Genomic DNA, 13,772 nt, shown 5'->3' with positions numbered 1-13,772 from the left:
TATTGGCAAAGTAACGGAAGAGTGGAGGGCTTTACAATGTGTATTTTATCGGATGCTTACTCTTTTTTTGCCATTGGCTGTTTTCTTGATTAGTGATTCAGGGTACCTGCATTCAATACCGGCTGGGCAGATTTGTCGGCGCAGAGTACAACGAGCAGATTGCTCACCATGGCGGCTTTCTTGTCTTCGTCCAGTTCTACGATTTCTTCTTGAGATAGTTTGTCGAGTGCCATATGAATCATGGATACAGCTCCTTCTACAATTTTCTCGCGTGCGCTGATAAGTGGATAAAACAAAAAAAGAGAATGTTTTTTTGACATTCTCTTTTTATAGGGGATTATATTTTTCTGAATATAATTCGTTGCTGTTTTTTCCGGCAGATTATTTCAGCGAAGTGATGGTATAGCTTTCGTACAGGATACCGAAGCTACCGGCACTGACCAGAAATTCGAGGGGGAAGGTGAAGGTCTTGCTTGCTTCGTCGTAAGTGGCGTCTTCGGCAAGTGAAGCGCTTACAGCTCCGTAGGTCGCATCGTTGATACCTGTTGCGAAGGAGGAGGATTGCAGTTCTACTTTATCTCCTTTCCATGCGAATACGATGCTGCCTGTACCTGTACCCCAGCATGCTTTCAGACGGTACATGTCCAGTATGGCCGAATATTCCATTTCCTGGTCGGTGTAGACTGGATTTTCATCGGGGCTCATGAAGTAGTCGCAGAACTTGCCGTCGGCGTAGGGTACGTAGTCTTCTTTTACTATGTTCAGCTCCAGACGGGGATAGGTGGACGACTGTGTATAGGCTTGTGTATATGCCGGATCGATAATCAGGGTCATGGGGTAGGATTCGAACAACTGGGTGTCGCTGCTGACCTTGATGGTGAGGGTCTTGCTGCTTTCGCCTTGTGCAAAATCGACTTGGGTCGGGACTTCGAACAGGCCGGCGCAGGTGCTTGACATTTTCAAGGGAACGGACAGGGCTTCGCCGGTCTGGTTTCTGCCTACCGTAACGGTAAATTCTGTATCGTTTGGCCCTAAGGCAACTTCTGCATTGACAGGGGATTCGAAGTAGACATTGAGGCCGCTGGCGTTGCTGGCTTCTCCCGGAGTGTAGTCGTCGTCGCTACATCCACTCAGCAGAGTGGATGTAAGGAGGATTCCGGTGAAGAATATATGGTTTAATAGTTTCATGGTTGTCTTGTTTTAGAGTTATACGTTTTGATTAGTCGGTTACGCCGTCTTTCAGATTCGGGTTTTGCAGGGAAACTGGTTTGCTGCCGCCGGTATTGTTTACGATGCCTGCATTGTTGTTTGATTCCTTTTGCGGAATACGCATCAGCAGGTAGGGGTCGCCGGCTTCTACGTTGAAGCAGAATGCATCGGGCCAGTTGCCTTTGTCGGTGCCGTGGAAGCGTACGACGGGCTTGTTCAGACGCATGATGTCGGCCATGGCGAAGCCTTCTCCCCACAGCTCGATACGGCGCTGTTTCCAGATTTCGTTTTGCAGGGCTTCCTTGGTTGAGGCGGTGCAGGTGTAGTCGGGATCGCGGTAGGTCTTCACGAAGGTTTCGAGCTTGCTCTTTGCCTGGCTTTCCTGATTGCTCATGGCAAGACCTTCTGCCTCTATCAGCATCATTTCTTCTGTACGCATGATGCACCAGTCGCAGTCGTTGGTGGCGCTTCCTATGCCGCTTTTCATTCCGAACTTGACGTTGGTATAGGGGACATAGGCTACTTTGACGTCGGTGATGATGTAGGCCGGAATGTCTTGTCCGCTTGCTTCTTTCCAGGTTAACCCGTTCAGCAGGTCGGAATGAAGGTCTTTGTCTACCCACCATTGCTTACGGATATCTGTAGCTGGAATTTCATTGTACAGAAGCGTGTTGATACGTTTGTATACGCCTACAGCGGCTGCATAGGAACTGCCGGAGAATGAGCCTAAGTGTGAAGGCCAGGAGGGGTTGCCTCCGTTCTTGGTTACATCGTTTGCCGTGATGCTGATGCCCCATATCCAGTTGTGGTCACTCAGGCTGTAGAAGGCGGGTTTCGATACTTCTTCGCGGCTGTAGGGGGTATAACCTTTCATGGCTTTGGCGGCATCGGAGGCGGCTTCGGCCCAGTTGCCCATATACAGGTTAGCGCGTGCACGGAGGCCGTAGGCTACCTGCTGGTCGATGCGTGTCTTGTCGCCTTTGCGGTCGTAGCCTTCGAGCTTGCTGATGGCATCGTTCAGGTCGTTCATGATCTGGGTGTAGATCTGTTCGACGGTAGCACGCGGGTTGTTGCCGAAATCGGTTGTGGTTTCGGTTACCAGAGGTACGCAGGGCTGGTCTTTACAGCTCTGGTAGTTGAACTGGTAGTAGGGGGCCAGACACAAATAGTCGAACGCACGGACGGCTTTTGCTTCACCGATGTATTGCTTCAGTTTGGCATCTTCGGTATTCTGGTCGACAGAGGCGAGGATGTCATTGGCAAGTTTCAACTGGTTGTAGAAGTAGCTGTAGCGGAGCTGGGGGTTGGCATAGGTTTCATTGCGGTCGGAGTAATCGCTCGCTACGGTAAACCAGTTGTAACCGCTGTTGTCGCATACCATGTCGGAACCGTTCAGGTCTTGGGATATGCAGGCGGTAGGATAGCCGAAGTCGTCGTCGCGCTCGCTGGTCGGAGCGCCTGCATACTGGGTTCCCATGTAGTGGTACATACCTACAAGGCTTGATTCTACTCGCGAAGGAATGAGTTCGTTGGTGTTTTCTATCTGTTCGCCGGTGACGCGGAAGCCTTCACTGTCCATGTCGTCCATGTCGGAACAACCGTTCAGGGTGGTGCATCCCATTGCCACTAAAAATAGTTTGCTATATAGTTTCATAATTTATGTTCCTTTTTTGAAGTGTTTAAAAAGTGAGGTTAATACCGCCTGTGATGGTACGCATGGCTGAGTAGGAGCTGCTGGTTGCGGCGCCACTGCCTTGTGTTGAGCTTCCCAGACCGAAATCCTGACGCGGGTCAAGACCTTTGCGGGCGGTGAGCAGGGCTACATTGTCGGCCGATACGTATACACGCAGGTTGCTGATCTGGAGTTTCTTGGTCCAGCTCTTCGGCAGGGTATATCCTAATGTGATGTTGTTCAGACTCAGGTAGTTTGAGCTGACCAGGAATCGGCTTGAATCTAACTGGTAGCAGTCGTCGCTGGCATCGAGTCGGGGTACATCGGTATAGCGGTTGTCGGGAGTCCATGCGTCGCGGATGTCGGTTGACCAGTTGTATCCCTGCATACCGCTGCCGCCATTGTGCATGAAGGCCTGATAGCTTCCGTCGTAGTAGCGTCCGCCCAACTGATATGACAGTTGCAGACTGAAATCGAGTCCTTTATAGTTCAGCGATGTGCCGAAACCTCCGTATACTTTCGGGAGTAAATCGCCCTGGTCTGCCTGCTTGGCTGCGCTGTAATCGGTTGTGGTGGTGTAGTCGCCGTTGTCGGGGTCTACATAGTACAGTGCCTTACCGGTAGAGGGGTCTACGCCTGCATATTCCTTAACGTAAGATTCGTACAGTGAACCTCCGATGCGGTAGATGTAGTAAGAGCCTTTCTGACCGCCGGCTGCTTCGAGTTCGGGCGACAGGGCTGTGATTTTGTTCTTGTAATGGGTAAGGTTCAGGTTGGCTGTCCATTCAAAGTCTTTGGTACGGAAAATGACTCCTGTCAGGTCGAGCTCGATACCTTTATTGGAGATGCTTCCTATATTGGTAGGGATAGAACCTGTACTGATACCGGAAGAAACCGGGGTAGGCTGGTTGTACAGCAGGTCTTTGGTGATACGGCTGAAGTATTCTACAGTACCATTCAGACGGCTGCCGAACAGTTCGAAATCGAATCCGGTATTGAAGGAATAGGAGGTTTCCCATGTCAGGTCTTTGTTGCCTTTATAGGCGAGGGTAGTGGAGTACTGACCGTTGCTGTATGAAACGGTGTACTGGTCTTTGTAGGCGTACCAGTTGTTTACGTACTGTCCGTTGACCAGAATGAGCAGGTGGTCGTTTCCTTGTATACCCCAACTTGCCTTGTACTTCAGCATGTTCAGCCAACTGATGTCTTCGAGGAACTTTTCTTTGGTCATGAGCCATGCGCCGCCCACGCTGCCGAAGTTACCCCAGCGGTGTTCGGGAGCAAAGCGTGAAGAGGCATCGCGACGGTAGGAGGCACTCAGGAAGTACTTTCCATCGTAGTTGTACTGGATACGGCTCAGGATACCTTCGGTCATGTAGTTGTCTGTATAGGAGTTGACGGTCTTCTTGTCGGTTCCGACAGCATTACCCAGCTCGCCGATGTTCGGATCGTAGGTGTTGGTGTTGTCGCCGTACAGGACTTGTTCTTTCAGTCTGTACTGTTCGTAACCGACCATGATGTCGAAGTTGTGTACATTGTTGAAGGTATGTATGTAGTTTGCCAGATACTGGGTATTGACTCCGAAGGTACGTGTGCTCTCTACATATACTTCACCGTCGGTAGATGCTGCACTTCCGAAGGTGCTGTACAGGTTGTTGGAACGTGTGTTCTCGAGTGTGGTCGCAATGTTTGCCGTAAGGGTAAGTCCTTCCAGCGGGGTGATGTTGGCGTACCATTTGCCGGAGAAGGCATCGGTATAGGTATGGTACTGGTTCAGCTCAATGTCGCGCGCCGCGTTTCCTGTGAAGGTAGGACGGGAGAAATTGGTGGTAGAACCGGCATCGTATACTTTGTATCCGGTAGTCGGGTTGATCTGGATGGAACCGTCGGCATTGCGCACATACATCGGATAGATGGGGGCAATGGAGTTGGTGATGAAGAACAGGTTACCGCTGGAAGACCAGTCGTCGGCTGTCTGGTTGTCGGGGGCCTGTGAATCGGAATAGGTGTAGGATAAATTGGTTCCGATCTTCAACCATTTCTTTGCCTGGTAGTCGACTTTACCTCTACCTGTGTAACGCTTGAAAGCGGAGTTCTGTATCAGACCGGTATCGTTCAGGTAACCGGCGCTGGCATAGTAGCTGATCTTGTCGGACTTGCCTGATACGCTGGCATTGTACTCCTGACGGAAACTGCTTCCGAAGATTTCGTCGTACCAGTCGTCTGGAGTGTAATAATAGGTACCGTCGGAATATCCTAATGTAGCGTTCGGGTTCAGCTTGAAGTTGGTACCGATAAGGTTTTCTCCTTTAGGTACGGTGTATACCTGATAGCCCAGACCACCGTTCTTTGCATCGAACAGGGTGTTGTTGGCATAGGCATAAGCGTCTGCTGCCGAGGAACCGGCATAGGCTTTCGAGTTGTACAGGGCCTTGAACATGGTTTCGTAGTACTCTCCCGGGTTGCTGATAACGTCGTAGTTGGGGACAGCACGTGAGTTGGAGCCCCATTTGGCATCGAAGGTTACACGGGCTTCTCCGTTCTGTCCGCTCTTTGTGGTGATGAGTACCACACCATTCGCACCGCGGGCACCGTAGATGGCATTGGCGGCCGCATCTTTCAAGACTGTCAGTGATTCGATATCCGAAGGGTTGATGGAAGAGATGTTGCCGTCGTAGGGAACACCGTCGACTACGTACAGCGGATCGTTGCTGGAAGACATGGAACCGACACCGCGGATACGTATTTTTGCAGATTCACCCGGCTGTCCGTTATTGCTGGTCATTTGCACACCGGCAACCTGTCCGGACATGGCATTGGTGATATTGGATACACTTCGGGCAGCTATCTTGTCGGAGTTCATGGTTCCGGCAGAACCGGTGAACGACGATTTTTTTGCAGTACCATAAGCGACGACCATTACTTCGTCCAGTGCTTGTGAATCTGATGCGAGGGTAACTTGTACATTCGGCTTGATTGCCACTTCCTGAGTTTCCAGGCCAATGAATGAAACAACCAAAGTTTTTGCCGAACTATAAGTGATGATAAGTAATTAATAATCAGTAGTATGTCTGTTTACGGGTTTCAACAGACTTCCGTGTATATAAGTTTTCGGACGTTCCAGAGCGTTTATATAAATGCTATTTTCTACCTATTTGTAGCTTTGCACAAAAAAAACGTCACTGATGAAGTATACATCAATGACGGCAATGAATTAGAGATTTTTGTTAAAACGAGTGGTTGTTTATTATTCCATCCGCTGGTATGAATATTTGTCGTAGAAAGCTCCATCTTCATCTTCTCCCTGTCCTTCGACGACAAGCTTGTCAGAAGAGGCTTCTATAAGTCTGACTGTCGAAACATCAACTCCTTCCATGTTTTCCGGAACGAGCTTATCTCCTTCGAGGAAGATGTTTTCGCTATAGTAACGGCGCCAGTTTCCATTGGTATACTCATAATGAGTTACCTGATATTTGTTGTCACCAATTTTTTCTATTGTGATTTTCTCACAGTCGTTGGTCGGTTCAAAAGGATTGTAATTCTCGTTATAGGAGATTTTTTCACCATCCTCATAATAATATCCAGTCAAAGATACCAGCCCCCATGTTTCTTCAAGTTGATTTACATCAAGTACTGTTTCGTCATCGGAACAAGATGACAACCCCATGACACTTACTAAAAGTGCAAACAAAAATAATACCTTTTTCATAACTCTATAATTTAAAATCGTTTTAAAATTAGGAATTCTCACCAAAGGGTGCAACGCCGATTTTATCCGGTTATATAACTATATTGGTCCTTATAATAGATATAAGGTCTGAAAAGAGGATTATGCAGGAGATATTTCTGCCCGATGGATACGAAAATACGATTCAGAACTTGCATTTTTTCAATTCCTTGACGATCGTCTGCGGAAGTACCTCTCCATAAACTTGGGTTGTCTTGATGTTCCGGTGACCGAGTAGTTTTTGAACGGTGGCCAGTTGCACTCCTTTATATAATAATAAGGTGGCATTTGTATGACGTGCCGTGTGGAATGAGAAGTGCTTGGCAAGTCCGGCAAGTTTTCCTATGCGTATCAGATCTTTGTTGACGGAAGCATTGGGCTTGATGTGGAAAAAATCATTGATATCTGTATAGCGGCATAAAATACGGACGGCCTTTCCCTGAAACAGATGGCTGAGTGGCAGTTGGGTTACGGCACCCGTCTTTTGAGACTTGAATACCATCCAGAGTCCATTGTCCGACTGGATAAAGTTTTTCTGTTCCATCCGTATGAAATCGGAATAACGTAAGCCGGTGTAACAGCAGAACAGGAAAGCATCAAGACTATGGCAGAGTGCATGCCTTTTTCGGGACAGGGTGATATGCTCCAGCTTTTCCAGCTCTTCCGGAAGCAAGTAGGTGTGATGGCTTTCTGTCGTCTTTATCTTATATTCGGTAAACGGAGAGAGCTCTTTAGTTATCAGACCTTGGCGGATGGCTTCGTTCAGTATGGTCCGGATGTGGCGAAAATGTTTGGCTATAGTGTTTGTGCCCAACTTTTTGCTTTTCAGAAACTGCTCGAAAGACAACAATGTTTTATAGTCCAGTTGCCTGAACGTTATGCCGGATGAAAAGGTTTCCAGCAACGAAAGAGTTGTGTTCAGATTACTTTTGGTGCTTTCGCGGATGGGAGAATTTTCTATCCATTTTCTACCAAAAGGGATTAGTTTGTTTTCAACGGCTGCATCTTCATGGATTTCTTTCAATAGTTGAAGGCAGATTTCCTTCCCTTGTTTCCAGGCTTCCAGTTCACGCATTTGCAGGTTCAGCATGAATTCTTCCAGCATATAGTTGAGTTCTTCCGCATGAGGATGATTGCAGACTGATGAAGTACGGGCGCTCCACTGGCTGGGCTTGAGATAAATATGAGTAGAAAAATAAGATTTTTTGCCCGACAGGCAGGCTTCTACCTGAACTAAAGCCTTTCCCTGGCTGTCTAACTGCTTTTTGCGATTGTAAACAATGCGATACTTAATCTTTTTCATTTCTAAGTTATTTGTATAAAAGTATGATCTATTATCAGCCAAAAATCAATATATATGCATAAGTTGTATTTTTATTCGTTGCAACCAATCAGCTTTTTTATATTATTGTTAAATACCAACTTTTAAATTGAATATAATTTCTTGTATTTTGATAAAAAATGTAACGATAAAGAAAGCTTTATTACCGTTTTTTATGTCAATATGTTCTTATCAAATCCATTTGCCAATGACAAAGTGAAAAGATTTTACCCAAGAAAAACAAGCATTTTGGCATCAAATACGAGGTGTAAGTGTTAAAAGACGGACCTTTTGTATAGTTTTCTTATCGAAAAGTATACAGGTATTATATTTTTAACTATTTTTGCGGTCGAGAAAACAACTAATGAAAATTTATTAATTCAAAGTTAAACTTTAAGAGAGAATCTTATGAAAAGAAAATTGATGCTTTTAATGACCTTCCTAATGATAGGTATAGGTCTGGTAAACGCGCAAGTTTCGAAGGTAACAGGTACTGTTACTTCTGAAGAAGACGGTTTGCCGGTTGTTGGAGCGTCTGTCTTGGTAAAAGGTACCACTGTAGGTACTGTTACAGACATCGACGGTAACTTTACAATCAACAATGTGCCTAGTTCGGCAAAAACTTTGGTTGTTTCATTCATTGGTTTACGTAGCGAAGAGGTTGCTGTTAAGCCAGTTGTGAATGTTATTTTGAAATCGGATGCTGAACAATTGGACGAGGTCGTTGTAACAGCAATGGGTATAAAAAGATCGGAAAAAGCATTAGGCTATTCTGCAACTTCTGTAAACGGTGAAAAGATTTCTGCAAGCCGTACTTCAGACGTAATGTCCAGCCTTGCCGGTAAGGTAGCCGGTGTACAGATTTCCGCTACATCTTCCGACCCGGGAGCTTCAAATTCAGTTATCATCCGTGGTGTCAGCTCATTGAGCGGCAGCAACCAGCCTTTGTATGTAGTCGATGGAGTACCTTTGGATAACTCTTCTGTATCTTCAAGCGATGGTTTGAACTCAGGATTCGACTTCGGTAACGGTGCCAATGCGGTGAATCCGGATGATGTGGAAAACATGACAATCCTGAAAGGTGCGGCCGCTACAGCTCTGTATGGTAGCCGTGCAGCAAACGGTGTCGTTATGATTACCACAAAAAGCGGTAAAAAAGGAAAAGGATTAGGCATCGAATATAACGGTGGCGTGCAGTGGTCATCTGTATTGCGTATGCCTGAAATGCAGAACGAGTTTGGTATGGGTTGGAGCGGAACACATACTGAAATCGAAAACGGTTCTTGGGGACCTCGTTTCGACGGTTCTATGCAGTTGTATGGTAATGTATACAACAATTCTCAGAAAATGAAACCTTATGTTGCTGTAAAGGACAACATGAAAGATTTCTTCGATACAGGCTTCAGATACAACAACAGCTTGTCTTTCAACGGTGCTACCGACAAAAGTACCTATTTTGTTTCGTTTTCTCAAATCAGTGATGACGGTATCATTCCTACCGATGCCGATTCATACAACAAGTATACATTCTCAGGAAGAGGTAGCCATAAAATCGGTAACCTGACTTTCAGTACCTCTTTGAACTATGCTTATCAGGACAATAAATTTGCTACAACCGGTCAGGGATTGTCTATGGCCAATTCTTTGTGGCAGACTCCGCGTGATATTAATGTAGAAAGCCTGGCCGACCTGAACGATCCGTTCAACACTCCGGGATATTACTACACTCCTTATGGTGTAATGAACCCTTACTATATTCTGGAACACAACCTGAATACTTACAATTCAGAACGTTTCTATGGTAAATTCCAGTTGGATTACGATTTCCTGAAATACTTCAAGTTTACTTACCGTATGGGTCTGGACTCTACAACCGGACAAACTGAATACGGATCAGAAAACTTGTATGCTTTGTACTACGAAGGTACTCCTAACGGTGAAGGTATGGGAGCAAGTAGCCCGTTTGCCGGCGAATACGGTGAATATAGCATCATGACCAGCCGCCGTCGTGAAATCAACCAGGATTTCCTGTTGTCATTCGATATGCCGATCAATGACTTCCATGTAAATGCTTTGGTAGGTTTCAACGGTAACGAACGTAAATATTCTTATCAGAAATCAGCAGTAAACAATCTGACAATTCCTACATGGTTCAATCTGTCGAACTCTTCACAGACACCTACCGTTACTCAGTATAACGAGCTTCGTCGTCTGATGGGTGTGTTCGGACAGTTCGAAGGTTCATGGAAAAACATGTTGTATTTGACTGTTACTGCCCGTAACGACTGGTCGTCAACATTGCCGAAGGGCAACCGTGACTTCTTCTATCCGGGTGTAACTGGTAGCTTCATTTTCAGCGAACTGCTGAGCGACGAAGTAAAAGACGTCATCACTTTCGGTAAGGTACGTGCCAGCTGGGGTAAGACCGGTAACGATGCCGATGTATATATGTTAAGCCCTGTATATGGTTCTGCACAGTATTCTATTCCGTTCGGTTATCTGAAATTCCCGTTGGGTGGAGTCAACTCTTATACATTAGGCAACATCCTGGGTAGCGATAACCTGAGCCCGGAAATGACTACCGAATATGAATTCGGTTTGAATATGGCATTCTTCCACAACCGTCTGTCGTTCGATGCAGCATACTACAACCGTAACTCAGACAAGCAGATCATGTCATTGAGTATGGATCCTTCAACCGGATATGGTTCACAAAACATCAACTTAGGTAAAATCAGCAACAAGGGTGTTGAATTGCTCATTAGCGGTACTCCTATCCAGACAAGAGATTTCAGCTGGGATGTAACACTGAACTTCACCAAGAACTGGAGTAAGGTTGTCAGCCTGCCGGAAGAACTGGGCGGCGAAACCGTTATCTACGGATTGAACGGTAGTACAAGTATGTATGCCATTGTAGGCCAGCCTCTGGGTGTCTTCAAGGCAGAAGCTGTAGAACGCGACCCGCAAGGCAGAATCGTAGCAGATGCCAACACAGGTCTTCCTGTTGCAGCAGCCGAATTTGCTACTTACGGCGATATGAACAACCGTTACCAGATGGGTGTTTCTACAACACTTACTTACAAAGGTGTATCACTGAGCGCAGACTTCGATATCCGTCAGGGTGGTATCATGTATTCTAAGACAAAGAATACCCTCTACTTTACAGGTAACGCTATCCAGACAGCATACAACGACCGTAACACCTTCATCATACCGAACTCTGTAAACAAAGTAACCAATGCCGACGGAAGCATCAGCTACGTAGAAAATACGACACCGGTTTCAAGTGCAGATATCTGTAACTACTACTACGATCCGATGGGTGGTATCGGTGGTGAAATCGACCTGATCGATAAGTCATACGTCAAACTGCGTTCTGTAGTATTGAGCTGGGATTTGCCGAAGAAATGGTTGGCCAAAACTCCGTTGCAGGGTGTACGTCTGTCTGCTTACGGAAACAACCTGTTCATCTGGACACCATCCAGCAACACATTTATCGATCCTGAAACAACATCATTCGGTAACGACTTGTCAGGTAATTACGGTGAATATTCTTCAAACCCGACTTCACGTAATTTCGGTATCAACTTAAATGTGAAATTCTAATCACTCAAAAAGAAACTTATTTATGAAAAAATTAGCATTATATACCTTATTGATGGCAAGCCTGTGTACAAGCTGCGACCTTGACATCAATGAAGACCCAAACTACCCAAGCAACGAGCAGATGACGCCGGACTTGATTTTCCCTTCTGTTGAAGCAGGTATTGCCGCAGCCGTAGGAGGTGAAATCCATAACTATGCAGGTTTCTTCGCACAGTATTATGAACAGAATCCGGAACAGAGCCAGTACATCGAAATCAGCCAGTACATGTTCAATGAATCATCTCAGCTGATGGACTATTCCTACCGTATCATTTACGCAGGTGCTCTGATGGATGCTCAGGAAGTGCTCGATAAAAGTACAAATCCTGCCGACCGTTTCGCTACAACCGTACTGCGCGCTTATGTGCTGCAAGTAATGGTTGATAATACCAACGAGGCTCCATATAGCGAAGCCCTGAAAGGCAACTCTGTGAGCAATCCGAAATGGGATAACGGAGAAGATGTATACAAAGGCGTACTGGCCGAGATAGATGCAGCCGAAAGTGCATTGACAGCCAATGCTACAATGGACAGCGAAGACTTGGTGTTCAACCGCAACATGGAGCAGTGGAAAGGACTGGCCAACGCATTGCGTCTGCGCATGTACCTGCGTTTCATCGATGCAGGAGTAGATGCTGCTGCCTATACAGAAAAAGTCAAGACACTCGTTCAGGAAAACAACTTCTTTACCGGCGATGCAGCCTTTACCGGTTTTGCTGACGAAACGTCCAAACGTAACCCGTGGTACGAAACAAATGCTGTAAATACAGCCGGTAACCAGTGTGCCGCATATCCTATCGTAGCTTACTATCAGGCTAACGACGACCCGCGTATCGCTTATGCAATCGACAAGAATAAAAAGGAAGGCAAATATTTGGGACAGATCCCGGGCGGTAGAACCAAGTCAGACGATAACAACGGTTCCGATACCTGGAAAAATGAAAATGTAAGTGCCATCAATTATCAGCATTCCGACGGAGGTGGAGCAACCCAGCCGTTCTATATGTTCACTCAGGCCGAACTTCAATTCCTGATTGCAGAAGTCAGACTGCGCTTCATGAATGATGAATCTGGCGCTCAGAGCGCTTACAACGCCGGAGTTACTGCCGACTTCAATGCACGTAGCATGGGCGGTCAGGAAGCAGGTATCCTGGCATTGTGGAACAAGGCAGCTTCAACAAGCGACAAGCTGCACCTGGTATACATGCAGAAATGGGCAGCCCTGTTCTGTATGGACCACATGGAAGCATGGAGCGAAATACGCCGTACCGACTGTCCGAACCTGACAACAGTACCACAGGTCGACATCTTCAAAGGTGGTTCAAACTACGTTCCGGGCGACCTTATCGAACCATGGATCAACGGTTTGGGAAGCGGACTCGTAAAACGAATGACATACCCGCTGAGTGCACGTATGTACAATGTAAATACTCCTAAAGCTGTGCCGGTAAGCACTCCTGTGTGGTGGGATAAAAACTAATAATTTAAATGCCTTATGAAAATGAGAAAAATATTTTATTGCATACTCATGGGAGGGTTGTTCATGGGAACAGCTACTTCGTGTGACGATTCAACAGAAGATCTTTCCAAAGTAACCTATTTTGCAGAACTCAGCCTGAAAGGTGATGATTTTGTAAAACTGTCATTGGGTGAAACTTATACAGAACCCGGATACGAAGCAACCGAAAACGGAGAAGACATCAGCGAAAGAGTAAAGGTCAGCGGTAGTGTAAACAGTGCTACACCGGGATTCTACAACCTGGTATATTCCGTAGCCAATGTCGATGGTTTCTCTGTTTCAAAAACCCGTCAGGTAATGGTAGTCGATCCTGATCATTTTGCAAGTGCATATCAGGGTGAATCTCAAGCCGGTACACGTCATTATACAGGTGCTCCTATTCTGATTACGGAAAACGAAGACGGAACTTACCTGATTGATGACTTGCTGGGAGGTCTGCAATTCTACGGAATGAACCCGGGATTTGAACCGATGTATGATTTTCATGCAGAAGCCAAGGTGAAATTGAACGACGACAATACACTCAGCCTGCTTGAAGTCGGAAACTGGTATTTTGCTTCACAGCTTACATTAAGTCTGACAGAAGGAAAATACAATCCGGAAACAGGTGTCGTAACTATGACTGTAGATTACGGAGGAACTCCTCTTAGTGTTACATTAACCAAATAATTACTGAAAC

General features: G+C 46.1%; 8 protein-coding genes and 1 pseudogene. 3 read left to right on the top strand and 6 right to left on the bottom strand.

Annotation, left to right across the window (positions count from 1 at the left end; translation table 11 throughout):
* Positions 1-89: 89 nt before the first annotated feature.
* The 6 genes and pseudogenes from WKT12_RS06480 to WKT12_RS06455 form a co-directional block, all read right to left on the bottom strand.
* Positions 90-284 (bottom strand): annotated as a pseudogene (locus WKT12_RS06480) (SPFH domain-containing protein); the annotation flags it as partial.
* A 97-nt stretch (positions 285-381) separates the two neighbouring features.
* Positions 382-1,188: a hypothetical protein gene (locus WKT12_RS06475; protein WP_340319187.1), complete on the bottom strand. Its 807-nt coding sequence runs from the start codon at positions 1,186-1,188 to the stop codon at positions 382-384.
* A 31-nt stretch (positions 1,189-1,219) separates the two neighbouring features.
* Positions 1,220-2,863, bottom strand: a complete 1,644-nt coding sequence (locus WKT12_RS06470; RefSeq protein ID WP_340319186.1) for a RagB/SusD family nutrient uptake outer membrane protein — start codon at positions 2,861-2,863, stop codon at positions 1,220-1,222.
* Positions 2,864-2,888: 25 nt separating this feature from the next.
* Positions 2,889-5,924 carry a SusC/RagA family TonB-linked outer membrane protein gene (locus WKT12_RS06465; RefSeq protein ID WP_340319193.1) on the bottom strand — a complete coding sequence of 1,012 codons (3,036 nt, stop codon included), beginning with the start codon at positions 5,922-5,924 and terminating at the stop codon, positions 2,889-2,891.
* A gap of 204 nt (positions 5,925-6,128) precedes the next feature.
* Positions 6,129-6,590, bottom strand: coding sequence for a hypothetical protein (locus WKT12_RS06460; RefSeq protein WP_340319185.1), 462 nt, complete (start codon positions 6,588-6,590; stop codon positions 6,129-6,131).
* 163 nt (positions 6,591-6,753) lie between these two features.
* A complete protein-coding gene (locus WKT12_RS06455; protein WP_340319184.1) occupies positions 6,754-7,911 on the bottom strand; it encodes a site-specific integrase in 1,158 nt (385 codons plus the stop codon).
* A 426-nt stretch (positions 7,912-8,337) separates the two neighbouring features.
* Between WKT12_RS06455 and WKT12_RS06450 the strand changes: the two genes are divergently transcribed.
* Genes WKT12_RS06450 through WKT12_RS06440 form a run of 3 tightly spaced genes read left to right on the top strand, consistent with a single transcriptional unit; the run spans position 8,338 to position 13,762 of the window.
* Complete coding sequence (locus tag WKT12_RS06450) at positions 8,338-11,535, top strand: SusC/RagA family TonB-linked outer membrane protein (protein WP_340319183.1); 3,198 nt, start codon at positions 8,338-8,340, stop codon at positions 11,533-11,535.
* A gap of 22 nt (positions 11,536-11,557) precedes the next feature.
* Positions 11,558-13,054 (top strand): SusD/RagB family nutrient-binding outer membrane lipoprotein, encoded by a 1,497-nt coding sequence (locus WKT12_RS06445; protein ID WP_340319182.1) that lies wholly within the window; start codon positions 11,558-11,560, stop codon positions 13,052-13,054.
* Positions 13,055-13,075: 21 nt separating this feature from the next.
* The gene (locus WKT12_RS06440; protein WP_340319181.1) at positions 13,076-13,762 is read left to right on the top strand and encodes a BT_2262 family domain-containing protein; all 687 of its coding nucleotides are present in this window, start codon (positions 13,076-13,078) and stop codon (positions 13,760-13,762) included.
* Positions 13,763-13,772 lie beyond the last annotated feature (10 nt).

The sequence above is a fragment of the Phocaeicola sp. HCN-6420 genome (assembly GCF_037890145.1).
Taxonomy (GTDB): domain Bacteria; phylum Bacteroidota; class Bacteroidia; order Bacteroidales; family Bacteroidaceae; genus Phocaeicola.
The sequence above is the reverse complement of the archived record's forward strand: the minus strand, read 5'-3'. Positions and strand labels throughout refer to the sequence as shown.